Source organism: Mesorhizobium helmanticense, from assembly GCF_003034915.1.
GTDB classification, from domain to species: domain Bacteria; phylum Pseudomonadota; class Alphaproteobacteria; order Rhizobiales; family Rhizobiaceae; genus Mesorhizobium; species Mesorhizobium helmanticense.
Map to the genome: position 1 here is coordinate 17360 of NZ_PZJX01000040.1, position 25197 is coordinate 42556.

A 25197-nucleotide genomic window follows, 5' to 3' on the forward strand; every position below is an offset into this window, starting at 1 on the left:
GCGCGAGCGCCGCTTTCGCTAGCGTTCGCACGGCGCTGTGCGTATTCAATTTCGATTTCAACGCTCAGTCCCGCTTATTTGCGAGCGATGGATCTGCTGAGTTCGGGAATTGTCGACAAAAAGCTGTCAGCTTGGGCTTCGAGTTCCTGGCAGCATGCTTCGACGGAGACGCGCCGGCGCATGCTCTCATCGCGAATCAGGCGAAATGCAGCGTCCTCATCGATGGCCAAAATACTCATGATGCGCAGGATCGTGTGAACCACCAGAGGTCGGCATCGAAGCCGCTCGCGCAGATCGGCGACTTCGCGCTGAAGGTCGGCACGGTCGGTATGGTTGTGGAAGGCCGTGACCAGCGCCTGGAACACGCCTTTCGAACCTATGGGAGTAGTGAGGTAGGCGCTCGGATTCTGGCTTATGGCCCAGGCAAGTCGACCGGGTGTCTCTGATCCTATGATCGCGATGAGCGGGATCGGAGCCTGGGACCACGGGAACATGCCGTCGAACCCGTTGTCGACGTCGAAGAACACGATATCGACGGGCGCAAAATCCTTGGCTCGCGGTGGCCATTGGCAAACGGATTCAATGTTGAACCTGCGGAGCTGGCTCAGCAGGGCATCCACGTTGCCATCCGTCTTATGGATAATCAGCGCTGTCTTGTTGCTGAAATTGGGAATCGCCTGCGTGATCACGACACGACCCTCAGCTTCGGCTGTTGTCGGTTGCCATCCGGCTGATCCTGGTCCCGAGCGGCGTCCAACATGAAAGCTGCTCCCTTCAGGGAAGCGAGAAACGGATCGGGCTTGATCGGCTTTTGCGCAGCCGCGATGACGGCGAATTCCGCCCCCGCGCGCGAGATGCCGATGCGGGGTGTCAGGTAACAATGGTTGTTTTCCGTGTCGATGCGAATCCGACCCTGCGGTGCATCGTAAACACAGTCTCCGAGCACGGCGAGTATGTCGGATGCTTTCGTCGAGGCTGCACACCGAAGCGCGAGTGCAAGCATGTGAACGGAATTGTACGAAGCTTCGGCGTCGGCCGAGGTCACCTTCTGCTGGCCGAAACGCGTTTTGTAATTCTCGACAAAGGCATGATTCTGCGGATTGTCCAGCGACTGGAAGTAGACACTGGAAGTGATGTGCCCGAGCGCTGCCGGATCACCGATCGTACGAAGTTCCGGTTCGCAGAGCGTGCAACTGGCAATGGGAATGGAGACGTCGCCTGGAGATTGGGTGCCTAGTCCCGCTTCGCGAAAAGCACGCAGGAATGCGTAGCTGGATTCTCCGATAAGCGTGTTGAACACGAAATCGGGCCGCAACAGCCGGATTTCCTCAACGAGACCGGTGACCTCGGTCGATCCGACCGCCAGATAGCGCTCCGCGAGCACCTCGCCGCCGAAATTCTCGACGATTTCGCGCATGACGCGATTGCTTTCCCACGGCCAGATATAGTCCGAGCCGCAACAATAGACGCGGGCGCCGAACCTTGAGGCCATATATTGCGCCAAGGGCACAATGTGCTGGTTCGGCGATGCGCCGAGATAGACGACATTGTCGCTGCTTTCGAAGCCTTCGTAGTGCGACGGGTACCACAGCAGCCCGTCGTATTTCTCAACGACGGGCACGATCGCCTTGCGGCTGGAAGAGGTGTAGCAGCCGACGATGTGCGCAACACCGGAGTTGATGATGAGATCCCGGCAGATCGAAGCGTACTCAGCCGTTTCGCCTGCAGGATTTCGAACAAGTGGCGCCAGCTCGAAATCGAAGTTCGGCGAGTTGTTGATCTCCTCGACGGCGAGCAACGTTCCATTGAGCATCGCCTCACCCACGGTGGCGTAGGGCCCTGTCGTGGAAAAGAGCACGCCAATCGGGATTTTCGCTTTTTCGCCCAAGGTAGCTCAGTCCCAAAAAATAAGCCCTGAGGCCTTGGAAGGCGTCAGGGCTTCGTTGCCGCGAAGGATCGTCCCGATCCCTCAATTCTCAGTTCAAACCGGCTAGCCGGCAAATTCGATTAAATCGTCCGTCATAACGGCAAGAATGTCAAATTCTATTTCCCCTGACTTGTGACGGCGCTGTCGCGATAGGTTAAGTATCTGGTTTGTTTAATGAAAATTAGGCAGTTTGCTGATTTTGCAAATTTTACGAGTTTCCCATGAATAACGGTTGACAAAGGAAAACTCCTCAGCGACGCTAAATAGGAACAAAAAAGCGAGCGCCCAAAAAAGAGGCGCAGCATGATCAGATAAAGCTCGTGAAAATGCGAGCTTATGGCGATGAGGCCCGCTCACCGGCGACGGTGGCGGGCCTTTTTAGTTCTGAAAAAGACAATGGGGAACCTGACAATGAAACCTGTCACCGCCACAGCTCTAAGCGTAGGCATCCTTGGTGCAATCTGCACCTGGACATTTCTCTCGATCGGCACGGTCCTGGTCTGGGCAGCATTCGTCGCGTGGGCCTGCTTCTTTCAATCAGGCGGCGACGATGCCGCGCTCAAGAACACGATCGTCTCGAACATCTTCGGCTGCTTCATGGGCTGGCTGGGCGCCGTCATGATCCTCGGCCTGCCCATCGGCGATCTGGTTGGGCCTCAGATATGGTCTGCCACGGTGGTGTTCATCACGGTCGTGATCTACATCCTCGCGTCACAGATTCCCGCCCTGGCCTCCGTTCCGGGCACAACGTTCGGCTATGCCTGTACGTTTGCGTTCCTGCTGCAGACTCCCGACCGGCTCGCCCTGCCGAAGCTGCTTTCGGCGTCCTTCGATAACTCGCTGGTCGTTGTCCCGGTTTCGATGGTGGCAGGCGCTCTATTCGGGTTTGTTTCGGCCAAGCTCGCTGCTGCGTTGACCAAACCGAGCCTGGCCCCCGCCTGACCGCCGGGCGGTATGTTCGGCCGAACGCGCTCCCAAACATTTCAGACAACATCAATGAGGCAAGTCATGACAACCGATAACCATTCCCACGCCAACGTCCTCATCCCCGAGGTGGGTCTGCGTGTGAAAGCGCTGGAATCGCTTCTCGCCGAGAAGAAGGCGATCGATCCTGCCGCGCTTGATTTGATCATCGAGACCTTCGAGACGCAGATGGGTCCGAAGAACGGCGCAAAAGTCGTCGCCAAGGCGTGGACCGATCCCAAATACAGGAGTTGGCTGCTGGAAGATGGCACTGCCGCCATCAAAAGCCTCGGCTATATCGGCGTACAGGGCGAGAACATGGTCGCCCTAGAGAATACTCCCACGGTGCACAATGTGGTCGTGTGCACGCTCTGCTCCTGTTATCCTTGGCCGACGCTTGGCTTGCCTCCCATCTGGTTCAAGTCGGCGCCCTACCGGGCCCGGGTGGTTATCGAGCCGCGAAGTGTCCTGAAGGAATTCGGCCTCGATGTCCCCGACGATGTCGAGGTGCGCGTCTGGGACAGCACCGCCGAGCTTCGCTATTTGGTGCTTCCGATGCGCCCTTCCGGCACTGAAAACCTGACCGAACAAGAACTGGCTGCTCTCGTTACCCGGGATTCCATGATCGGAACCGGCGTCGCACAATCACCCTCGCACTAGCCTCTGGCAAAAGGATCAAGGCCATGAATGGAATTCATGACGTCGGCGGCAAGCACGGCTTCGGCCCAGTGCTGGTTGAACAAAACGAGCCGTATTTCCATGAGGAATGGGAGGGGCGGATGCTGTCGATGATGATCGCCTGCTTCGCCGCCGGCATATACAACGTGGATCAGTTCCGGCATCCGATCGAGAAGATGGATCCGCGCCACTATCTGATGTCGAGCTACTACGAAAAGTGGCTCTGCACTGTCGAACAGAACTGCATCGATGCAGGCATCGTCACCCGCGCGGAAGTCGATGCCCGCCACGCCCAGCTCATGGAAGGAAAAGCAGCATGAACATGCTCACCACCGATATGGTGCCAACGGTTCTGGCCACCGGAGATCCAGCGCGCGTCGACGTCGAGGTCGCACCGAAGTTCAAGGCCGGAGACACGGTTACGGTCGTCAACCTGAATCAGGTCGCGCACAACCGCCTGCCGGCCTATATCAGGGGCAAGGTCGGAACCGTCACCTTCGATCACGGCGTGTTCGTTTTCCCCGATACGAGCGCCCACCGCCAGGGACCCAAGCCGCAGCACGTCTACACGGTGGTGTTCACGGCCCACGAGTTGTGGGGTGATGCCGGCCATCCGCGGGACCGGATGTATGTCGACGCCTGGGACGACTACCTCGAGAGCGCCGGCTAGCGCTCCGCCCAACTGCTCACCACGTCGACTTCGTTAGGATTTTCCCATGAACCAGAATAGCAATCTCGAGCAGCTTCCCGGTCTTCCGCGCAATGAAGCCGGACCGCTGTTTGCCGAGCCCTGGCAGCTCACCGCCTTCGGGATCGTGCTCCAACTTCATCGCAACGGCCACTTCCAATGGCGTGAGTGGGTCAACTACATCAGCGCCGAAATCGAACTTGGTAAGACCTATGGTCTCGATCCGGAAGACCATAACGGGATCTACTATCATCAATGGCTTGCCGCGCTTGAGAAATTGGTGACCGACAAGAAGCTGTCAAGCTTCGACGAGCTGATGGCGCGCAAGGAACAATGGCGTCACGCCGACGAGCATCGCAGCTTCGGCGAACCGCTCAGCCTTGATGGTCATGGTCATTCGCATCATCACCACCATCATCATCACGACCATGCCCATGACCATGACCACGATCACGCTTGTCGCGCGCCGGCGAGCCGGCTCGCATGAACCATATGCCGGCGGCAGCGCCGCGCAACCGCAAAGTGACGGCGAACGAAGGTCTTGCCGCCAAACCAATCCAATGAACACTTTTCAGGAGAACCTCTATGTCCGAAATCGCTCTTAGGCCGGTTGTCCTTCCGGCGCCTATTCCGGTTCGCGAGCTTCTGCCCTGGGCCGTCTTTGGCGGTCTGATGCTGTTGATGGCGATCTATTTCATCGGCGCCGAGGAAGGCGCGACGTCGTTGATGCGTGGCACGTATGTCCACGAATTCGTGCATGACGGCCGCCATCTGCTCGGCTTTCCCTGCCACTAACAAAGGATTAACATCATGGTTGGCAGTCTTTTGCTGCGCGGCATGCTGGTCGGGATCATGGCCGGGCTGCTGGCCTTCGGTTTCGCCCGTGTGTTCGGCGAACCGCAGGTGGATCACGCTATCGCCTTCGAGGAACAGCAGGCGCAGGCCGCTGGCGAGGCGTCGGAGCCCGAACTCGTCAGTCGCTCCACCCAGGCTGGCATCGGCCTGCTGACCGGCACTCTCGTCTATGGCGCGTCCATCGGGGGCCTTTTCGCGCTGGTCTTCTCCTATGTCCAGGGAAGGGTCAGCGGCTTTGGGCCGCGCGGCACCGCAGCGTTGATCGCCCTGGCCGGATTCGTCGTAATCATACTGGTGCCTCAGTTCAAATATCCGGCCAACCCACCGTCCGTGGGCAATACCGAAACGATCGAGGCGCGCACCCAGCTCTTCTTTATCCTGCTGACTGTATCGATCTTGGCGGCGGTTGCCTCGATCGGCCTCGCCAAACGCCTGGCATCGCAATACGGAACCTGGAATGCCTGGATAGCAGCAGCGGCTGCCTATCTCATCGTGATGGCGAGTGCCGAATATGCGCTGCCGCCGATCAACGAAGTGCCCGAGCAGTTTTCTGCCGCTGTATTGTGGGACTTCCGCGTCGCTTCACTCGGCATCCAGACAGTGCTTTGGGCTGCGATCGGCGTGTTGTTCGGAGCGGTCGCCGAGCGCAAACTGGTTGACCGTCGCGACGGTCGACCGGTGGCAAGCATAGCGGTCCGCTAGGCTATTAACTGATGCCGCGGCGCATCCTGATGTCCACGCGTGTCGCGGCATGGTGTGTCTGCCTTTTGCTTGTCTCAATGATTGCGGGATCGGCGCAGGCGCATCGCTAGAAGTCAGACCTGGACAACGCAGGTCTTGAAATTCCCGCTTTGACTCACGGCCAAATGGCCGTGATCGCCGACTATCGCAGCGAAATTCTTTCTCTGGCGGCCAATCAAAACCGTACGGATCAAATGTTTCGCAGGCTACTCAATTTCGCCAATTTGCAATATGCCGCCTGTCTTTGGGGATTGATGCCCGGCAGCGTTGGAGATGAAACAAGCCCCTTCAATGAATGCAGCCACGCCTATCTGTCAGCTATGCAGGCAGCGTTGACGCATCTGCGCGAGTTGTCGACTGACAAACCGGCCGTGGAGGCGCTCATATCGCGGATCGACGCAGATATGGTGCTGAACCGGGCATCTTTCGTCATGTGTCAGTTCAGCGGTGAGACCTTCAATACGGCCTCGCTGGTCATTCCGAACTGGCGGAACGTCATCTCGCATCTGCCCAGCCTGATTTCGCTAAGCATCGTCTTTTTGGCAGCGATGGCCGGCATTCTCACGGTCCTGTTCCCAACTCCCACCTTTCGGCAACGGACTAGGCGACCCGACCAAAGCTCCATTCCCGCGGACAACTGAACACCGAGTTGTTCGTCGACGAGAACCATCGGCCAGTCGTCGATCTGAGCCGTGACCTGAAATCGGTGCCACAGGGAGCGGCAACCCATGTCTGGTGCGCGGTCAGCCCGCAGCTCGACGGCAAAGCGGGTGCACTGCGCCGATTCCGACATCACGCCAGTACTGCCGGAACGCGGTTCCGTCGATCTGGCCAGCGAAGACCGCGCCAATCGCCTGACCGGCGTCGAAACCTATGCGATCGACCCAGAAATGCAGATGCACTGCGAAGCAACTCCGTTGCCGTGAGTTGACCCGCTGCCTGCCGCAGAACACCGCCCCCCTGCTGTCTAGTGCCAGCGTTTCTTTTGGCCGCAGGAGCAATGCGCTAGAGCGCCGGAACAATTCGTCACCAATCCGGTTTTCTCCTGCGGCAGCCTGCATCTTCCTCCCCAGGAAGGGCGCGGCCCGGGATGCTTCAAACAAAGGAGACAATGATGAACTGGGATCAAATCAAGGGCAAATGGATGCAATTCAAAGGGAAGGCCAAGGAGCAATGGGGCGATCTCACCGACGACGATCTTGACCGGATCGACGGCAATCGCGACCAGCTTCTGGGACGGATCCAGGAGAGATATGGGATCGCCAAAGAAGAGGCCGAGCGACAGATAGACGAGTGGTCCACAAGAATCTGACCAGGGTCAGATCGCCGCTTCTTCAAAAGCCGACGCAGTGCGCAGCAATAGCCCTAAACCAGCGGAAAGGTCTTCGCTGAACCAGGAAGGCCCTTGCGAGTTCATATTGAGCACTGGGCTCTGCCGAGTGGCAGGCCAATAAGAGAGGAACCATCATGGGTCTCGGCACAATTCTAATCATCATTCTAATTCTTGCTTTGCTTGGCGGCTTTAGCGGCCTCGGCGGCGGCCCTTTTTACGGCACCGGCTACTATGGCGGCGGCGGCCTTGGTTTGGTTCTGCTTATCGTTATCATTTTGGTTGTCCTCGGGCGCATCTAGCACAACTGCTAATGACCTCCGAATTGGCAGTGCGGTGTGCCAAACACCGATATTGGCGTGCCGACATCTTCGTGCTCGGTCTACCGATCTGGATGGGCCAGCCTTCGAGCATGGCCAAACGCGTCATGGAGCGTACGGATGCTTTTCTTCCGAGACCGACGACAAGGGTCGCATGCCGGCGGCCGGCAAGGTCGCCTTGGTGGCGATCAATTCCGGTCACGTTTCGGAGCTGTCGTTTCAGTCTCCCACCCGAAGACGCTGCGGCCGCCGAGCAGATGCGACTGATCGAACTCGCCGGCAACGATTTCCTTGAGGCTCGGACCGGTGACATAGCGTTCAACCTGTCGGGATTGGTCATCCAGTCGCTTCAGCGCGCCGATCTCTTCATGCCCGCCAAGTTTGGCCTTCCGCACCGCTGATTTCAGGACGCCGATCGTCTCGTCATAGACCTTGAGTGGCACTGGAAACGGGTGCCGGTCCTTGCCGCCATGCGCCAGCGAGAAGCGCCCGGGGTCGGAAAATCGGCATGGCGCGCCATGCAGTACCTCCGCAACCAGCGCCAGCGCCCGCACGGTTCGCGCACCAACCCCGGGCACCAGCAGGAGTTCCGAAAAGTCGGCTGGACCGCGATCGGCGGCTGCCGCGATGTTGCCGTGCAGGCGACGCATGACAACATCACTTTCGCGCACATCATGATGTGCCGGCATGACCAGATGCGGCAGCATCGGCTGTTCCGGACTTGCTTGCGCACCGCGCTCCAGGGCGGAGAGTTCCCTCACGATCCTGTCTGGTCCGAGATCCTGCAAAAGCGCCAATTGTCCCTGACGCGAGGCATCCGCGCGCCGATCCGTCAGATTGACGATTTCGCCCTGGTTGGCGCCCTCGATCGCTGCGTGCGGCTGGTCGACGAAGCTTTTCAAGCCCTCGGACAGCCAGTGATAGCGCCGCGCCACCTTGCTGTCGCCATTCATGCCTTGCTGCACGACGACCCAGTCGCCGTCATCGGTGACGATGAAACCATGCAGGTAGAGATCGAAGCCATCCTGGACCGCGGCGCTATCCACCTTGGCGACCAGCCGGCTGGCGGTTGCAAGTCCAGTCCCGTCGAAACCGACGCGCTCGCCAATGGCGGCAAGCTCATGCGGGGTCTTGCGTGAGTGCGCGCCGCGGCCACCACAGACATGGATGCCAAGCTCGCCGGAGAGCGGCGTCAGGCCGCGTTTCAGGGCGCCGATGACGCTGGTCGTGATCCCCGAAGAATGCCAGTCCATGCCCATGACGGCGCCGAAGGACTGGAACCAGAACGGGTGTGCCAGACGACGCAGCAATTCCTCGCGGCCGTAGTGATGGACGATCGCCTCGCACATGACCGCGCCAAGGCGCGTCATGCGATCGCCCAGCCATTTCGGCACGCGTCCGCCGTGAAGCGGAAGATCAGCACTTCCAGATCGCTGCGCCAAATCCTTCTCCAACTACGTCCAACGGAAACGCCTCATCTTCCCGGTCAGGAACGAATCTTGCCGCTACCCGTTCGATTGTCAGGCTTGATCGTCAGACAGGGATGAAAAGATGGCTTCGCCACGTGCGGCCTGGAAAGGCTTCCTGAAGATCGGAACGGTGGCCTGCGGCGTCAAGATCATCGGCGCCGTCACCGAGGCCGAAAAAATCCATTTCAAAATCCTCAACCGCGAGGATGGCCTCCCCGTAAAGAGCGCCTATGTCGACGAAGAGACAGGCGACCCGGTCGAAGCGGAAGACCAAATCAAGGGATACGAATCCGAAAAGGACGAGTTCATCCACATAGAGCCGGACGAGATCAAGAAGATCAAGCTGGTGTCGCAGCACACGCTTGAGGTCGAGGAGTTCGTGTCGCTTGGCGATATCGACGCGCGCTATCTCGAAAAACCCTATTATCTGGTTCCTGCCGATGGCGCTTCGCTCGAAGCATTCGCCGTGATCCGTGACGCCATGGCAAGGAAGAAGGTCGCGGCGCGCTCCTGCGTGGTGCTCTACCAGCGTGGCCGGGAAGTGCTGATCCAACCCCTGGGCAAGGGCATGCTGCTGACCGAGCTGCGCACCCATGACGAGATGATCTCCGCCGAGACTGTGTTCAAGGACTTGAAGGCGCGCAAAGTCGACCCGGAGATGCTCGAAATCGCCCAGTTGCTGATCGAAAAGAAGCCAGCCAAGTTCGATCCGTCAAAATTCGAAGATACCTACGAAAACGCGCTGATTGCGATGATCGATGCAAAGCGCAAGGGCAAGAAGCCACCGAAAGCTGCCCCCAAGCCGAAGACAAACGTGGTCAACCTGGCCGACATACTGCGCAAGAGCCTCGCCAAGGAAGGCGGAGCCTCTTCCGCCAAGTCCAAGACATCGGCGCATAAGCGCAAGAGTGCGTAGGAACCGGCATGGCAAAACAGCTTTCAAATGTACGCAGAGTGCTGAAAGACAACGTCGAGACCGACTTGCAGGCGAGGAAATTAGCAAAGGAGGCAGCGGCAAGTCTTCATCCGCAAGCTGCCGCGACAGAGCAGAAACTGCTGGAGGCCTTCAGGCTAATTCCGGTGGCAAAACGGCTGCGGGGAGAGAGCGAAGCCGCCCGCCACGCCGCGCTGGACTTGCTGGACGAAGCAGAGAAGGATTCTTCGGAAAAAGAACATTAGTCCGCCTTGCTGAGAGCCGATGTGGTCGGCTTGGTCCAGGCTGAATACATCCGGTCATGAGCGCATTTGCCCTACCACTCGACACCCCGCCCATGGAAGCCAAGGTCGCCGACAATATCCCCGGCGATCGCGATCTTTGGCAATATGAGCCGAAGTGGGATGGGTTCCGCTGCCTTGCGTTCAAGGATGGCGACTCGGTCGAATTGCGCGCCAAGTCGGGAAAACCGCTTGGCCGATATTTTCCCGAACTTGTCGCCGCGTTGCAGGAACTTAAGGCGAAACAATTCGTCGTGGACGGTGAGATCGTCATCGACGTCGGCGGCTCATTTTCGTTTGAGGCTCTGCAGGCGCGTCTTCACCCTGCCGCAAGCAGGATTCGCAAGCTGAGCGCACAGACGCCTGGCACTCTTGTCCTTTTCGACATGCTGGCAGCGCCAGGCGGCAAGGTGATAATCGAAAATACCCTCCTTGACAGGAGAGACGCGCTTGAAGCCTTTTTCACCTCAACGCGACGCCGCGGGCTGGAGCTGTCGAAATTTACCCGCGATGCCGCCACCGCCGAACGCTGGCTGAAGAATGCCGGCCATGGTTCGACCGACGGCATCGTCGCCAAGCAGCTTGGCGACACCTATCGTCCGGGCGAGCGTGCGATGGTCAAGGTGAAAAGGATGCGCACCGCCGATTGCGTCGTCGGTGGATTTCGCTATCTGGCTGGCCGCCGCGAAGTCGGCTCGCTCCTGCTTGGTCTTTATGACGATGAGGGCAGGCTCGATCATGTCGGCTTCACCTCGACCATCGGCAATGAGACCAGGCCTGATTTGACCAGGCAACTGGAGGCACTTCGCGCCGAACCGGGTTTTACCGGCAGGGCGCCAGGCGGGCCGAGCCGCTGGAGTACGGAGCGCAGTGGAGAGTGGGAGCCGGTGAGGCCCGAGCTTGTGGTCGAGGTGCGTTTCGATCATGTGACCGGCGCTCGTTTCAGGCACGGGACCAGATTGTTGCGGTGGCGGCCCGACAAGCTGCCTCGCCAATGCACGTTCGAGCAGCTCGACTAGGTCGTGCCATTCAGATTCCTTCTCGTTCGCTCGGATTTCCGAATGATGGCTCGCGTTGTCTGGAATATATCGATGTCCCGCAATCCGAACAAAAGCCGCGCAGCACTCCTCTCGTCTTTGAGCGCGGTGGGCCGTTCCACAGCAAAGGCGGAGCCCTGGCAAGCCCGCCAGGGCTCCGTCCGCAGCCGGTAGCGATGGGGACTACGCGGCTTCCTGGAGAGCACGCTCGTTGACGCCGCCCTCGCCGAGACCGGAGAGCGCTTCGTCGGTCGCGACCTCCTCCTTGAGCGTTGCATTGAGGAGGTCGACGACGTCGCTCTTTCCGAGTTGCTCGGCCCAGGCAGCCAAAGTGCCGTACCTCGCGATCTCGTAGTGCTCGACTGCCTGTGCGGCGGCAACCAGGCCGGCGTCGAGGGCGGGCGCGCCTTCATAGTCTTCGAGGATTTCCGAACCTTCTTCGAGGATACCGTCAATCGCCGGACAGGTCTTGCCGCGCGCGGCTTTGCCGAAGATCTCGAAAATCTCCTCGAGGCGCTCGACCTGGCCCTCTGTTTCCATACGGTGTTTCTCGAAGGCGGCGGCTACCTCCTCCGACTCCGCGCCCTTGGCCATTTTCGGCAGCGCCTTCAGTATTTTCTTTTCGGCATAGTAGATATCTTTCAGTCCATCGAGGAACAGGTCCTCGAGACCTTTGCTTGCCGCCTTCGCGGCCTTCCTTGTCGTCGCCATGATCGTTTCCTCTGGGTTGAAGCGCCTCTGAAAAAAGGAGGCGTTCGATAACCCGACTGGCGGAAACTTGTTCCGCGACCAGTCGACGACATCGCAAAATTTGTCTGACGGGCCTGGCCCTGACCTCGAAGGACGGAGCAGGAACCGTCACGGCGTTGCCGAGGTCACCCGCCACACCGTATTTCCGACATCGTCGGCGATCAGAAGCGCGCGGTGAGGCCGGCGGCCACGCAAGTCCGGTCAAGCTCCATGCCGCTCGCCGCCTTTGTGTCGATACGGAACCCTCTATCGCCGAATGGGTTTTCCTGCTGCGCGTTTGAGAACTCCACCAGGCCTCGAAACATGCCGTCGACAGTAATCCGAAACATGCATTACGACGCTGCAAAGAGGATCCTTTCGGTGTGGTTTGTCCCAAGCGGCCACCGCTATGACTACGAAGATGTAGCCCCGCAAACTTACGCTGCCTTCCGCAAGGCCTCGTCGAAGGGCCGTTTCTTCAACGAGTTCATCCGAGATCAACATAATTATCGTCTGGTCGAAGAGAGCCACTCTGCCTGAGCGTCAAGCGGAACGGATTTGGCTTGGGTTCATTGTCGCAGGATACCGGTATACCGAAGGACCAAGCCTGCCCTGCGCGAGAGAATGATAGAGGTCGATGGGTTCGGTCTGCGATCCGGAAAAACTGCAGAACAGCACGGCGGATTTCGACCAGCCTTACGTTCAGATGCAGCGCAGCGCACATGCCGATGCGGTTTACAGAACTCTCAGCACACTACCAACCCACAGCTCAAGGGGAAGGTGCCGCTACTCGGCCACTATATGAATTCGACGGGGAAGAAAGCCGAGCGCCTTTTGGGTTGGGATTCCCGATCGGGGGAATTGGCCATTGTCGCTTGCGCCGGGAGCCTGGTCCGGCTTAGCGGTTAGGCGGGTGGCGAAGCAGATTCAGTCGGATTTGTCGCTCGCAAAAGCGCGACTTCACAGGTTGGTGTCGTGTCCGCGTGGAAGGTGCTCGGCCGCTTACCTCAACGCGCCGCACTTCTAGAGCATGATGCCGAAAAGTGTGAAGCGGTTTTCGGACGACATCATGCTCTATCTCTTTGATTTAGAGCCGGATGATTTCAGGTCGACTTGACCTGAAATCATCCGGCTCTAGTATCTCGCTGTCCTTGAAACTCTACCGATCATGTTCTTTGGCTTCCCAGCCAGCCAACAGTCTAAATTTGTCTCGAGAATCACATGAAGGCGCGCCTCGGTGCAAGGTCCTCGCGAGGAGCAATGTGGCGTCAACCGCACCCGTGGATGGCCGTAGACCCAGTGGCCGGCAGGCGGCGGCTCCTCGACCCAAACATCCAGCGTGGCACGAGCGATCGGTCCATCGAGTGCGTTGCTGAGGGCCATGGGGTCGATCAATGCGCCCCGCGCGACGTTGACGAGGTGCATCCCTGGCTTGCAAATCGCGAAGGCACGCTCATCGAATAGGCCGCGGGTTGCAGGCGTAAGTGGTGTGCAGAGGATCATGTGGTCGCTGCGCGCGCAAAGTTCCTCCAATGGAACGAATTCGGCATCGCCCTCAGGTGCCGCCTGGCGTCGAACGGCGAGAATATGGACGCCGAACGGCCGCGCCAGTTTCGCCACCGCCCGCCCTATCTCACCATATCCGAACAGCCCGATTGTGCGCCCAGCCAAGCTTCCGATGTCCTGCCCCGACCAGCTCTCAGGGCTAGTCACGCGAATATCGCCCAGGCGCTTTTCGAAATCGAGCAGTGCCGCCAAGACGTATTCCGCAATGGCAAAAGACGCAGCGCCACGCGAAACTGTGAAGTGCGGTACATCAAAGAGCCAGTCAGGCGCTTCGTCCACACCCGTCGGACGAGCATGGACCCATGCTAGGTCCTTCGCCCAGGAGGGCTTGGTTCGCGTCAGACTTCGCAACTTGCCGTTCGTCACCAAGAGCACAGTCGTACCTTCAGGTACAGCCCACGGCTCGTCGGCTGAAAGCCGGTGAAGCACCGCCTCGCCAGGAAGCCTTTCGCGCAGCCATGCGTGCGTGGCCGCGTCGAACTGATGCGCCAATCGAAGCATCGGGGTCACGGAGCCAGCGGCAACAAGGCTGCCGCGCTTCGCGGCTCGATTGCTGTGCTCGCACGCACGACGAGTTCACCGGGCAGAGCGTGCAAGCGGGTCGGACCGGGCTCTGCAACTGTCAGAAGCTCGACGGTCTTGTCCACGATCTTTTCGATCGGTTGGCGATAGGTTGTTAGAGAATAGCCCGGCCAACCGGACATCGGAATGTCGTCGAAACCGACGGCGGCGATTTCCCGCGCAACCCCTGCCTGCTTCATGGCATCGAGGCCGCCCAGCGCAAGTATGTCGGAGGCGAAGAAGATCGCGTCGGGCTTTTGGGGAATCAGTTCGAGGGCGCCGGCCCAACCGGCATCATAGCTGTAGATTTCCTGGGAGGTTGTGCCGGTAAGGCGCATGCCCAGTTCAGCCAGTCGCGAGGTGAATGCGCTATATCGCGTCATGCCGATTGCAGATTTCGTCAAGCCGGCGACATAACCGATGCGCCGGCGGCCAGTCTCGTAGAGATGGTCGACGAGGCAACGCGCACCGGCAGTGTTGTCACAGCAAACCGTCATGATGTCGTCATGGCCGAGCCGGTTCAGAAGCAGAGCTCGGCGACCTTCGGTGGCCCAGGCCAGCGTCCGGTCATTCAGAACTGTGGCCGAGATGATGACAACGGCATCGACATTGTAGGTTCGTATTGCGACCAGTTGCTCTTCGATGTTCGCGCCAGGCGTTATGTTGAACATCAGGGTCTGCAAACCGACGCGCTGGAGGCCTTGGGTGAGCTGTTCGAGCAACGCCGGATAAAACGGGTTAGACATGTCGGACACGACCAGGCCGACGATGTTCGTCCGCCTCGTGGTGAGCATGGAGGCGATGGCGTTCGGCTGGTACCCGATCTCGCGCGCACTCTGAAGAATCCTGTCGCGCAACGGCGCCGCGATGCTGCTGCCGGGGGTGAACGCACGCGATACGGCCGACTGGCTGACACCGATGAGAGCCGCCAGCTGGCGCGACGTGACCGGCTTGGATGCTTTTGGGTTTTGTTTTCTCAACTTACCGATTCCCCGCGCGGCAGCGATATTCCAGTAGTTAGCCGATACGCATGGCGAAAACCAATTACAGAGACACAACGCCGTTCAAAGGCTCTTTGAATACGATTGCGAAAAATTGCTACACTGGAATATGTAGCACGATCAAAATGGAACTCGCGGCTTGCAATGAATGACGACCTCCAATGACGACGGCAGGTTGAGGGATCGCCAACTTCGACCAAAGACGATGCCCTATGCTGCGCTGCGATGCTGAAAACCGAAGTCATGCCCTTTGTCGGCTGCTGCAGCGGCGATGTCCTGCCCCCTCGGACAATCGCCACCATACCCACCCAAAAACTTTGCCCAATGGCTATTGAATACGGATGCAAATTCTGTTTGTCTAGTCTTTAGGTTGCTCTGCACGGAGCGGCATTGGGAGGATAGAATGCCAAATGACGGTGCGGGCGCTGCTGCGCACGCAAGGCCGCTCTCGGCTGACCACAGGATAGCCTCTCTGGAGGCATTCCAGGTTTCATGGCGACCAAACGATCCGCCAGGCAGACGCACGGCGATCGTTCGGGTACGCACCGAAAGCGGTCTGACAGGCTATGGCGAGGCCTCCCCGATGATGGGCGGCGAGCATAGCCTCCTGGTTGCTCGTGATTTCGCGGACAGTCTCGTGGGCGCCGACCCCTTCGACCAGGCGGTAATCCACGACAAGTTGCTCCATCGCTACATCAAGCTGGGACCGGAAGGGTCTGTTACCGGCGCGTTGGCGGCTCTGGATATCGCGCTCTGGGACATCAAGGGAAAGGCGCTCGGGCTTCCGATCTACAAGCTGCTCGGTGGCGCATGGCGCACGAAGTTGCCCTTTTATGCATCTATCGGCGGCAACGCGAACCGCTCCGTCGACGAAGTCGTGCGCGTGGTCGAGCAGCGCTGGAAGGCCGAGAACCCGGCCGCCATCAAGATACGTTGGGACGGCGATCGGACGCGGCAGGACCATGACATCCCGGGCGACATCGCGAAGGCCAGGGCCGTCAGAGCGCTCGTCGGCGATGACTTCCCCTTGGCGTTCGATGCGAACAATCAATATTCGGTCGGCGGGGCTATTCGAGTCGGGCGCGTCTTGGAAGAGCTGGGCTACATCTGGTTCGAAGAACCAGTCCAGCACTACGATGTGCGTGCCATGGGTGAGGTCGCGCAACGGCTCGACATCACCGTTTCCGCTTCGGAGCAAACTTATACGACGCAGGCGCTGGTCGACATGATCGAGGCCGGCGTGCGCATGGTCCAGCCTGATATCGTAAAGATGGGCGGCATCACCGGCCTCATGCAGTGCGCGGCGATCTGCTTTGCTCATGGCGTCGAACTCGTACCACACCAGACACAGCCCGGTCTTGGGCATGTGGCCAACCTGCACGTTCTGGCGACGCTGATGCACAATACGAAGCCCGCCGAGTTCGCGGACCCGGACGATCGGATGCATGTCGCATTCGAGAACCCTCCGGTCCCGCGCGATGGCTCGTTCGAGATACCCGATGGTCCAGGGCTCGGTCTTCGGGTTCGCGACGGAGAGATAGACCGACGTCGGTCCTGACGTGTTTGGCGTCCGTCGCTGCAGAATTTACGGGCGGAAAGAACCGCGCATCCATGACCAGGGAGGAAATGGAATGATTACCAGGCGAGCACTTATTGGAACTGCCATCGCTACATCGGCGATGGGGCTCTATATGCCTCGGCTTCGAGCCGCGGCTGCCGATACGTTGCGTTTTGCCAGCTCCGCCGGCGGCCCTCGCAAGACCGACCCGAACCAGACCACGCAAGGGTCGGACAACTGGGCCGTAATCCAGATGTTCGAATATCTTGTGATGCCTCCCGACGGCACATTTGGCGTGAAGCCCGAAGACTTCCAGCCGTGGCTGGCGGAAAGCTGGACCACGTCGGATGATTCGAAGACATGGGTCTTCAAGCTGAGACAGGGCGTCCAGTTCCATAAGGGATACGGAGAGATGACCGCGGACGACGTCGCCAGGTCGTTCCTGCGAGCGCGCGACGAAGGCGTCTCGACGTCCAATTACACCAATCTGACCGACGTGAGCGCCAGCAGCAAATACGAGGTGACGATCAAGCTGAAGAACCCGGACCCGATGTTCCTTAGCTCAACCGTCGCGACACGGAACGTGATGGTGGTCTCGAAGAAAGCGGAAGCAGAACTGGGCGAAAAGTTTGCGACCGAGCCGATCGGTACCGGACCCTACCAGATCGATCGTTTCGACAGCGAACGCGGCATGTTCTTGAGCCGCCATGAGGGCTATTGGGGCGAACCGGCGATCATCCCGAAAGTCGAATGCCTTTATATCGCCGACACGACAGCGCGGACACTGGCATTGATGTCGGGCGACGTCGACATGATAGAAGGCGTCCGCCAACCCGGCTGGGTGCCACAAATCCAGGCGCAGAAGCCGGACCTGATCTTCGACATGACGGCGCCAGGTTCCTTCAACACACTGTTCTTCAACCTGTCGAAGGAGCCGTTGCAGAACATCCAGCTGCGCAAGGCGATCATGCACGGCATCAACAAGCAGGAAATCGTCGACGCCCTGACGCCGATGTCGAACATGTCCTACACCCTAAATCCACCGAACTACCCGACGGGCTTCAAGCTCGAGGATCTTCCAGAGGATCTGCGCTACGAATACAATCCCGACGAGGCCAAGAAGCTTCTCGCGGATGCAGGATTCGCCGGAGGGCTGACGATCCCCGTGAATACCTCGCAGCGCGAGGATTACAGCACGCAGCATCTGATCATCCAGGAGCAATTGTCACAGATCGGGATCAAGATCGATCTGAAGATTTTGGATCATTCGGCCTATCACGCCACCAATCGCCAGAACCTCAATACGCTGAACATCAACTCGTCGTCGCTGCCTCCCGTCCCGTTATACGTCTTCAATCAGTACGCACCCTCCTCAGCCAATATGACGGAAGACGGCAAGGGCGGCGCCAATTACTCCCACTACGGCGTGCTTATGCCTGGTGTCGACGATCTGCTCGATCAGATGCTCCAGACAACGACATTTGACGACTATGTCGCCAAAGGCCGCGAGGTTGAGCTCAAGATCCAACGTGACCTGCCGATGGCCGGTTTGCCCACACTGTCCTATCTGGTCGTTCGCAGTCCCCGCATCGACATCGGCTTCCCGATAAAGAGCGGCTACGCCTATTGGCGCTTCTGCAAGGCGAAGATCGTAGCCTGAGGCCGGCGCATGGCGAGATATCTCTTCTTCCGACTTCTGGACATGGTGCCGACCGTGTTTCTGGTGCTGACAATGGTGTTCATCGCCATGCGCATTTTGCCAGGCGACCCTGCGCTTGTGGCGCTGGGTCCGAATGCCGACGGAGGGCAACTGGAAGCATTTCGCGAAAAAATGGGCCTCAATGAACCGCTGGGGCTCCAATATGTGACATTCCTCGGTAACGCTGTCCGCTTCGATTTCGGCCATTCCCTCATGTCGGACGTGCCGATCGGCACCTTGATCGCCAACAACCTTCCCCACACGATCTACCTAACAATTGCATCGGTGGTGCTGGGTCTCGTGATGGGCATTCCGTTCGGTGTTTACGCGGCCACGCAGCGCAACAAGCTGCCCGACAGCGCCCTGCGCATCTATTCGTTGATCGGCTATGCGATCCCGGATTTCTATCTGGCCGCCGTGCTGCTGATCGTCTTCTCACTAAATCTGGGCTGGTTTCCCATCAATGGCGAAGGCAGCGGATTCTGGGACGGACTGCACCACATCTTCCTGCCGGCCTTGACCCTGGCCATGTTGAAATCCGCATTCCTCGGGCGACTGACACGCACGTCGTTGCTGGAGGTGCTCGGCCGTGACTACGTCCGCACCGCCCGCGCGAAGGGCGCGCGCGAAAGCAGGGTCATCTACCGCCACGCGCTGCGCAATGCGATGCTGCCGCTCTCGACAGGCATCGGCATTTCGATTCTTGCAACCCTGTCGGGATCGGTCGCCATCGAACTGGTGTTCAACCGCCCCGGTATTGGCCGGCTGCTGATCAACGCCATTCAGGAACGCGACTATCCGGTCATCCAGGCCGGGGTGATGATGTTCGCCTTCTTCGTAATCCTGGTCAATCTCGCGATGGACATCGTTTACCTGATCGCGGATCCTCGCATCCGGATGAAGTCATGACCGACGCCAGGCTGAGCGACTTCCCCGTCGACGATCTCATCTCCCGCGAGGCGCTGGCCGACGAGCGCGGCCTCGGCGATGTCGTCCGGCAGGTTATCTTCGGCAGAATCTCGACCCAGGTCGCCTTCTTTGTCGTGGTCGTGTTTATTGTGGTGGCGATCCTCGCGCCGTGGATCGCGCCATACGATCCGGTGAGACAATCGATCCTCCAGATCAACAAGCATCCGTCATGGGATCACTGGTTGGGTACCGATCAGTTCGGTCGAGACGTACTGAGCCGGATGATCCACGGATCGCGCAATTCGCTGATCTTCGGATTGCTCTCGCCGGTATTTGCAGCCTTCTTCGGCACCATATTGGGCGTGTCGGCGGGCTATTTTGGTGGCATCGTGGACCGCTTGATCAGCCGCATTGTCGACATGCTCATGGCATTCCCGGAACTGTTGCTCGCAATCCTTATCGCCGCCGCGCTGGGTGGCAGCTTTTGGAACATCGTTGTCGTGCTGACCGTAGCCTTTACCCCTGGCTTCGCCCGCGTCGCGCGGGCCTCCACGCTCGCCGTCAAGCAGGAGCCTTATATAGAGGCCGCCGTAGCCGCCGGCGTTTCGACGCCCCTCATCATCTTCCGCCACATCGTGCCGAATATTGCCGCGCCGATCGTGGTGCTGATGACGCTGTGGTCGGCGAGTTCGATCCGGATCGAAGCCACGCTTTCCTTTCTCGGCATCGGCACCCAGCCGCCCAACCCATCGTGGGGCAATATCATCCGTGACGGCCTCTCCAACATGTTCGCGACCCAATGGCCGATCGTTGCGGGCGGCTTGGCGATTACGATCGTCGTGCTGGCGATCAGCATTCTTGGCGACTCGGTGCGCGATGTTCTGGACCCGGAGACTGCCCGGTGAGCGAAGCGCTTCTCGATATCAAGGACCTCACGATCGAGTTCGGCTCCGGAAGCCAGCCTTTGCGCGTGGTGGACAACATTTCATTTGCGGTAAGTTTGGGCGAGACGGTGGGGATAGTCGGCGAAAGCGGCTCGGGTAAGTCGATGACCGCGCTTTCTGTGCTCAGGCTCGTCCCGGAAGCGGCGCGAGTTTCCGGACAGATCATATTCGAGGGCCGCGATCTCTTGAAACTGCCGAAACGCGAGATGCCGGCGATCCGCGGCAAAGAGATCGGCATGATCTTCCAGGAGCCGATGTCGTCGCTCAATCCGCTGATGACCATTGGGGACCAGATCGACGAGGCCATCCGGCTGCACGAGGACATACCCGCCCCAGAGCGCCGCAAGCGGGTTCTCGCACTACTGCGGCTTGTCGGCATGCCGGATCCGGAGAACCGTCTGAGCGCCTATCCGGACCAATTTTCTGGCGGCATGCGTCAGCGGGTGATGGCCGCCATCGCAATGGCCTGCAACCCGAAGCTGCTGATCGCGGACGAACCGACCACCGCACTGGACGTTACGATCCAGGCGCAAGTGCTGGCGATGATGCTGGACATCCGCGCGCGTTTCAATTCGTCCATTCTTCTGATCACCCACGATCTGGGCGTTGTGGCTGAGATCTGCGAGCGCGTCGTTGTGATGTATGCCGGGCGCATCCTGGAAGACGCGGATGCGCGCTCGCTATTTTCCAACGCACGTCATCCCTACACCCAGGGTCTGCTCAGGTCCGTGCCGACCCTGAACGATACCCGAAAGCGCCTCTATCAAATCCCGGGTTCCGTGCCGCCAGCAGGTACCATCAAAGCCGGTTGCCCCTTTCGGCCGCGCTGTTCGGTGCGCATGGAGCGCTGCGCCGTCGAGATGCCACCCCTGCGCACATATGACCCTGGCCACCGGGTGGCCTGTTGGGCGACCGCCGAGGCGGCCGCATGAGCGTGTTGATCGATATCCAGGGCCTTGGCAAAACCTTTTCGGACCCGTCGCTCCGGCTGGGTCCAAGACGCCCACCTGTTCGGGCGGTGGACCAAGTCAGCTTTCAGATCCTGCGCGGCGAAGCGCTGGCGATCGTAGGCGAATCCGGCTGTGGAAAATCCACGCTTGGCCGGCTGCTGCTCCAATTGATCGAGCCGTCGGAAGGCAAAGTCATATTCGAAGGCAAGGATCTGAACAAAACGACGAAAGCCGAAATGCGGCAGTTGCGCCGAAAGATGCAGATGGTTTTCCAGGACCCGTTCGGTTCGCTCTCACCGCGCCGCAAGGTCGTCGACATTATCGCCGAGCCGATGGACAGCTTCGGCATGACCAAGTCGCGCAAGGAAAGACGCGAAAAAGTTGCCGAGTTGCTGACGCTGGTGGGCCTTCCTTCGAGCTATATGGATCGCAAGCCTCGGCAGTTCTCAGGCGGCCAGCGGCAGAGGATCGGCATTGCAAGAGCGATCTCGGTCGATCCGATGTTCATCGTCGCCGACGAGCCTGTTTCCGCGCTCGACGTGTCCATCCAGGCGCAGATCATAAACTTGATGCAGGACCTGCAAGAGAAGAAGGGCTTCTCCTTTCTGTTCATCGCGCACGATCTCGCGGTTGTTCGCCATATCGCCGATCGTGTCGCGGTGATGTATCTCGGGCGCATCGTCGAGATGGGAACGAAGGAGCAGATTTATGCGGCTCCGCACCACCCTTATACCGAGGCGCTACTTTCCGCCGCGCCGCAGCCGGATCCCACCGCCACCCGCGATCGGATCATCTTGAAGGGTGATGTCCCCAGCCCCTCGAACGTGCCTTCCGGCTGCGCGTTCCGCACTCGTTGTCCGCTCGCCGCCGATATCTGCCGGGATGAGCGGCCGTCGCTTCGGGAAATCGAACCGCACCGCACCGTGGCCTGCCATTTCGCCGCCCCCCGCCCCATCTCGCACAGGAGGGCGATGGCATGAGAGGAGCGTTGGAGGATCTTGTCGTTCTTGACCGGTCAGGGACGATCGCAGGCCAATTCTGCGGCAAGCTGCTGGCGGACTACGGCGCAGACGTCTGGCTGGAGATCCCGGAGGCTGAACCCGACATCGCGTCGGGCGGCAGCGGACAGACGCGGACGCCGCTCGACCTGCATCTCAATCTCGGCAAGCGGCGCGGCCTGCCGGCAGCGACGCCGGATGTCGTGCTTTGTGCGCCGGACGAAAATCCGCAGGCAACCCGAACCGAGTTTCCCGTCGCGGTCGTGGTCCGCATTACGGGGTTCGGGGACGACGGTCCCAAGGCGGGCTGGCGCGCCCCAGAAATCGTGCTCCAGGCCTCGTCGGGCATGATGATCTCAAACGGAATCCGAGGTCGAGAACCACTCTACGGAACCGGCAACAGAGCATCTTATGCGGCTGGCCAGGCGGCTTACGTCCAGATCCTTGCGTCCCTGCGAGTTCGAGCAAAGATCAAGCAAGGCGACATCATCAGAATTGACGCTGCCGAAACAGCTGCCGCCATGTGTTTCCCTTACGTGCTGCAGGCGATCTATAACGGGACCGATCGTCGGCGAGGCGATCAGGACATTCCAGCGGGTGAGGTTTTGTGCCGCGGCTCCTGGGTCTGCCTCTGGGTCTATTCCAACCGCTTCGCGGCGTTATGCAAATTCCTGCGGCTTGAGACATGCCTGACCGACGCACGCTTTGCCGACGCGCAGCAGCGTTCAAGGAACTGGCCAGCCTTCTTTGCTCTTGTGCAGGAAGAGGTGCACGATCGCGATCCTGATGATTTCGTCGCGGAGCTGCAGGCGATGAACATCATCGCCGCCCGTGCCTATCGAATCTCGGAATTGCGCGGCAGCCGTCACCTCCAAAATCGCGGCTTCTGGCGTCGATTGAAGATCGAAGGCGACGAGTTCGTAGTACCCGCGCCGCCATTTCGAATGAGCCTGACACCAGCAATCCAGGTAGGCGGGAACGCGGATGCTACCGCTTGAGGGTACCCGCATCGTTGAACTGACCACGGCCTGGGCCGGCCCGATGGCTGGCCGGATCCTGACCTGGTACGGGGCGGAGTCGTTCCATGTCGAAAGCCCGAACCGGACCAACACCTGGAGATCGAATCGCGACAAACCAAACCCTTTGACCTATCCGGATCTTGATCCCGGCGAGCGTCCCTGGGACCGGTGCTTCACGTTCAATTCGCAGAATGTAAACAAGCGCTCACTCGTTGTGGACCTCAAGAACCCGTTGGGATTCTCAGTGGTTCGGCGGCTCGTCGCCATGTCTGACGTGCTGATCTGCAATTTTAGGCCAGGGCTGCTCGAGCGGCTGGGCCTGGGTTACGAGAAGCTGTCTCGAGAGCAGCCCGATATCATCGTTGTCGAAATGCCGGCCTATGGGCTGGCCGGTCCGGAATCCGGTTATGCGGCCCTTGGACCTACGATGGAGATGGCGGCCGGCATGTCGGCAATGATCTCCTATCCCGGCGGCGGCCCTACGGTCACCGGGCCGTCCTACATGGATCCAATCGGCGGCTTCAATGCGGCGGCGGCAATTCTAACGGCGCTGCATCACCGTGACCGGACAGGCCTTGGACAACATATTGAACTGGCCCAGGTTGAGGCAGCGATGCAGTTCATCGGCCCGGAACTCATCGCTGGCGTCGATGTCGTGCCAGATGGCAATCACCTCCCCGACGTTGCGCCCCACAACGCCTATCCAGCGGCCGGAGATGACAGTTGGGTCGCCATAGCCGTCGCCAGCGACGACCAGTGGGCGAAGCTCGCACGGATGATCGGCGGCGACGTATTGGCGCGAGATGTGCGCTTCAGCAGTCTTGGCGCGCGCAAGGCCAATGAGGCGGACCTGGACAGGCTGATCGCGGGCTGGACATTCGACCAGGATCGTCATGCGCTCGCTGCCAGATTGCAGGCTGCCGGCATTGCGGCCTCGGCTGTCGAAACAGCGCGCGACTTGGTCAACTCGCCATACCTCGAAAAGCGTCGGTTCTTCACCGAACTCGATCACCCTGTTGCGGGCCGCCATCGCCATCCCGGACTGCCGCTTCACTCCGAGATCGCTCAAGGATCGGCGCGCACGGCCGCGCCAAGCTACGGCGAGGGGAACGAATATGTGCTGCGCGAAATCCTGGCTTTGCCGGAGGCCGAGATAACCGCCATCCTCGCCAGTGGCGCCATGGCCACCGTTCCCGCCCCAGGCGTATGATGAGCGATCTGCCGACTTGTCTTGAACTGACTGCGGTTCTCGATCCTCGTCCGAAATACAGGGGAACGAGCCACGAAGACTCTACCGCCCGCGCCATGGGTTTCCGCGCAGCGCTGTTGCCCGGAGTGTTCGTCTATGGCCACGCGACCCGACTCGCCGTAATCGGTTGGGGCGAGGATTGGCTTGGCCGCGGGCGCGCGCGGATTCGGTTCCGCCGACCCGTTTATGACGGGGACCCGCTGGTGGTAGAGCGCGGTCCTCTCTTGCGCGACGAAGTGGGAATTAGCGCAACCATAACGGTCACCAATCCAAAGACGCACGAAGTTGTTCTGGACGGCTTCATAGGATTGGCGGACCGTTCGCCAGCCCCGCCTTCGGACCTTCCGATCCTCTCTACCCTTGAACCCAAGGTGACCATCAACCCCGGTGGCGTAGCGCAGGGTTTGGACCTCGGCAGTTCCGAGACTCGTCTCGACCGTGAAACCGTCGTGGAGTCGCTGGCCGACTTTCATGAAACTGAGACCATATTCGCCGATCGCGGACTGATTCATTCTGGCTGTCTCATTCGCAAGACGATGGGCGATGCTTTGGCCAACCTTATCCTGCCGATGCCGGTGATCTTCGCCGGAGTGGAGGTCCAGCATCTGGCTCCGGCTCCCATGGGCGATCGCTACCGCACCTCATCCCGCATCGTCCGTGCATGGGAAGGCAAGGGCAAACACTATTTCGAAACTGAAGAATGGCTTCTCGCGGATGGAAGGCCAGTGGCCCGGCACATCCGGCAGAACCTTTACGCCATGAACTGAAACATGCGAGTTGGTCGGAGAGAT

The 25197-nt window shown here is 59.7% G+C and carries 30 protein-coding genes; 24 read left to right on the top strand and 6 right to left on the bottom strand.

Annotation, left to right across the window (positions count from 1 at the left end; all coding sequences use genetic code 11):
• Positions 1-74 precede the first annotated feature (74 nt).
• Positions 75-689, bottom strand: a complete 615-nt coding sequence (locus C9427_RS21465) for an ANTAR domain-containing response regulator (protein ID WP_107651108.1) — start codon at positions 687-689, stop codon at positions 75-77.
• On the bottom strand, positions 686-1888 hold the full coding sequence (locus C9427_RS21470; protein WP_208636399.1) for a transporter substrate-binding domain-containing protein: 1203 nt from the start codon (positions 1886-1888) through the stop codon (positions 686-688). The genes C9427_RS21465 and C9427_RS21470 overlap by 4 nt, the downstream gene beginning before the upstream one ends.
• Before the next feature lie 450 nt (positions 1889-2338).
• Here C9427_RS21470 and C9427_RS21475 point away from each other — a divergent pair, with 450 nt between their 5' ends.
• From C9427_RS21475 to C9427_RS21520, 11 genes are all read left to right on the top strand, one after another.
• A complete protein-coding gene (locus C9427_RS21475) occupies positions 2339-2869 on the top strand; it encodes a DUF1097 domain-containing protein (RefSeq protein WP_167434434.1) in 531 nt (176 codons plus the stop codon).
• A 66-nt stretch (positions 2870-2935) separates the two neighbouring features.
• Positions 2936-3550 carry a nitrile hydratase subunit alpha gene (nthA, locus tag C9427_RS21480; protein WP_107651110.1) on the top strand — a complete coding sequence of 205 codons (615 nt, stop codon included), beginning with the start codon at positions 2936-2938 and terminating at the stop codon, positions 3548-3550.
• 23 nt (positions 3551-3573) lie between these two features.
• Entirely contained in the window at positions 3574-3888 is a 315-nt protein-coding gene (locus C9427_RS35335; protein WP_208636400.1) for an SH3-like domain-containing protein, read from the top strand.
• Entirely contained in the window at positions 3885-4238 is a 354-nt protein-coding gene (locus tag C9427_RS35340; protein WP_208636401.1) for an SH3-like domain-containing protein, read from the top strand. Before C9427_RS35335 ends, C9427_RS35340 begins: the two co-directional genes overlap by 4 nt.
• Before the next feature lie 46 nt (positions 4239-4284).
• The gene (locus C9427_RS21490; RefSeq protein ID WP_107651111.1) at positions 4285-4743 is read left to right on the top strand and encodes a nitrile hydratase accessory protein; all 459 of its coding nucleotides are present in this window, start codon (positions 4285-4287) and stop codon (positions 4741-4743) included.
• Between the two features lie 98 nt (positions 4744-4841).
• Positions 4842-5051, top strand: a complete 210-nt coding sequence (locus tag C9427_RS21495; protein ID WP_107651112.1) for a CbtB domain-containing protein — start codon at positions 4842-4844, stop codon at positions 5049-5051.
• Positions 5052-5066: 15 nt separating this feature from the next.
• The gene (locus C9427_RS21500; RefSeq protein ID WP_107651113.1) at positions 5067-5813 is read left to right on the top strand and encodes a CbtA family protein; all 747 of its coding nucleotides are present in this window, start codon (positions 5067-5069) and stop codon (positions 5811-5813) included.
• 164 nt (positions 5814-5977) lie between these two features.
• Positions 5978-6493 (top strand): hypothetical protein, encoded by a 516-nt coding sequence (locus C9427_RS21505; RefSeq protein ID WP_107651114.1) that lies wholly within the window; start codon positions 5978-5980, stop codon positions 6491-6493.
• Between the two features lie 87 nt (positions 6494-6580).
• On the top strand, positions 6581-6778 hold the full coding sequence (locus C9427_RS21510; RefSeq protein WP_208636402.1) for a hypothetical protein: 198 nt from the start codon (positions 6581-6583) through the stop codon (positions 6776-6778).
• A 188-nt stretch (positions 6779-6966) separates the two neighbouring features.
• Entirely contained in the window at positions 6967-7164 is a 198-nt protein-coding gene (locus C9427_RS21515) for a CsbD family protein (protein ID WP_107651253.1), read from the top strand.
• Between the two features lie 155 nt (positions 7165-7319).
• Positions 7320-7484, top strand: a complete 165-nt coding sequence (locus tag C9427_RS21520) for a DUF3309 family protein (protein WP_023768317.1) — start codon at positions 7320-7322, stop codon at positions 7482-7484.
• Between the two features lie 206 nt (positions 7485-7690).
• Here the strand turns inward: C9427_RS21520 and C9427_RS21530 are convergent, their stop codons facing one another.
• On the bottom strand, positions 7691-8944 hold the full coding sequence (locus C9427_RS21530; RefSeq protein WP_107651254.1) for a DUF763 domain-containing protein: 1254 nt from the start codon (positions 8942-8944) through the stop codon (positions 7691-7693).
• A gap of 109 nt (positions 8945-9053) precedes the next feature.
• Between C9427_RS21530 and ku the strand changes: the two genes are divergently transcribed.
• Genes ku through C9427_RS21545 form a run of 3 tightly spaced genes read left to right on the top strand, consistent with a single transcriptional unit; the run spans position 9054 to position 11205 of the window.
• The gene (gene ku, locus C9427_RS21535; protein WP_107651115.1) at positions 9054-9887 is read left to right on the top strand and encodes a non-homologous end joining protein Ku; all 834 of its coding nucleotides are present in this window, start codon (positions 9054-9056) and stop codon (positions 9885-9887) included.
• A gap of 8 nt (positions 9888-9895) precedes the next feature.
• Positions 9896-10150, top strand: coding sequence for a hypothetical protein (locus C9427_RS21540; protein ID WP_146172575.1), 255 nt, complete (start codon positions 9896-9898; stop codon positions 10148-10150).
• 56 nt (positions 10151-10206) lie between these two features.
• A complete protein-coding gene (locus C9427_RS21545) occupies positions 10207-11205 on the top strand; it encodes an ATP-dependent DNA ligase (protein ID WP_107651117.1) in 999 nt (332 codons plus the stop codon).
• 201 nt (positions 11206-11406) lie between these two features.
• Here C9427_RS21545 and C9427_RS21550 read toward each other — a convergent pair whose 3' ends face one another.
• On the bottom strand, positions 11407-11934 hold the full coding sequence (locus C9427_RS21550; protein ID WP_107651118.1) for a YciE/YciF ferroxidase family protein: 528 nt from the start codon (positions 11932-11934) through the stop codon (positions 11407-11409).
• 342 nt (positions 11935-12276) lie between these two features.
• Between C9427_RS21550 and C9427_RS21555 the strand changes: the two genes are divergently transcribed.
• Complete coding sequence (locus C9427_RS21555) at positions 12277-12492, top strand: KTSC domain-containing protein (RefSeq protein ID WP_107651119.1); 216 nt, start codon at positions 12277-12279, stop codon at positions 12490-12492.
• Positions 12493-13086: 594 nt separating this feature from the next.
• On the opposite strand, the gene C9427_RS21560 is transcribed toward C9427_RS21555, so the two are convergent.
• The gene (locus tag C9427_RS21560) at positions 13087-14010 is read right to left on the bottom strand and encodes an NAD(P)-dependent oxidoreductase (RefSeq protein ID WP_167434435.1); all 924 of its coding nucleotides are present in this window, start codon (positions 14008-14010) and stop codon (positions 13087-13089) included.
• A 14-nt stretch (positions 14011-14024) separates the two neighbouring features.
• Complete coding sequence (locus tag C9427_RS21565; protein WP_167434436.1) at positions 14025-15059, bottom strand: LacI family DNA-binding transcriptional regulator; 1035 nt, start codon at positions 15057-15059, stop codon at positions 14025-14027.
• A 424-nt stretch (positions 15060-15483) separates the two neighbouring features.
• Here C9427_RS21565 and C9427_RS21570 point away from each other — a divergent pair, with 424 nt between their 5' ends.
• The 9 genes from C9427_RS21570 to C9427_RS21610 all read left to right on the top strand — a co-directional run bounded on the left by C9427_RS21570 (position 15484) and on the right by C9427_RS21610 (position 25173).
• Positions 15484-16638: a mandelate racemase/muconate lactonizing enzyme family protein gene (locus C9427_RS21570; protein ID WP_167434437.1), complete on the top strand. Its 1155-nt coding sequence runs from the start codon at positions 15484-15486 to the stop codon at positions 16636-16638.
• 73 nt (positions 16639-16711) lie between these two features.
• Positions 16712-18298 (top strand): ABC transporter substrate-binding protein, encoded by a 1587-nt coding sequence (locus C9427_RS21575; RefSeq protein ID WP_107651123.1) that lies wholly within the window; start codon positions 16712-16714, stop codon positions 18296-18298.
• Between the two features lie 9 nt (positions 18299-18307).
• The gene (locus C9427_RS21580; RefSeq protein WP_107651124.1) at positions 18308-19246 is read left to right on the top strand and encodes an ABC transporter permease; all 939 of its coding nucleotides are present in this window, start codon (positions 18308-18310) and stop codon (positions 19244-19246) included.
• Positions 19243-20151, top strand: a complete 909-nt coding sequence (locus C9427_RS21585) for an ABC transporter permease (RefSeq protein WP_107651125.1) — start codon at positions 19243-19245, stop codon at positions 20149-20151. Before C9427_RS21580 ends, C9427_RS21585 begins: the two co-directional genes overlap by 4 nt.
• Positions 20148-21122: an ABC transporter ATP-binding protein gene (locus C9427_RS21590; protein WP_107651126.1), complete on the top strand. Its 975-nt coding sequence runs from the start codon at positions 20148-20150 to the stop codon at positions 21120-21122. Before C9427_RS21585 ends, C9427_RS21590 begins: the two co-directional genes overlap by 4 nt.
• On the top strand, positions 21119-22120 hold the full coding sequence (locus tag C9427_RS21595) for an ABC transporter ATP-binding protein (protein WP_107651255.1): 1002 nt from the start codon (positions 21119-21121) through the stop codon (positions 22118-22120). Before C9427_RS21590 ends, C9427_RS21595 begins: the two co-directional genes overlap by 4 nt.
• Positions 22117-23136 (top strand): CoA transferase, encoded by a 1020-nt coding sequence (locus C9427_RS21600; protein WP_107651127.1) that lies wholly within the window; start codon positions 22117-22119, stop codon positions 23134-23136. Before C9427_RS21595 ends, C9427_RS21600 begins: the two co-directional genes overlap by 4 nt.
• Entirely contained in the window at positions 23123-24367 is a 1245-nt protein-coding gene (locus tag C9427_RS21605) for a CaiB/BaiF CoA transferase family protein (RefSeq protein ID WP_107651128.1), read from the top strand. The genes C9427_RS21600 and C9427_RS21605 overlap by 14 nt, the downstream gene beginning before the upstream one ends.
• Complete coding sequence (locus C9427_RS21610) at positions 24367-25173, top strand: hypothetical protein (protein ID WP_146172577.1); 807 nt, start codon at positions 24367-24369, stop codon at positions 25171-25173. The genes C9427_RS21605 and C9427_RS21610 overlap by 1 nt, the downstream gene beginning before the upstream one ends.
• Positions 25174-25197: the final 24 nt, after the last annotated feature.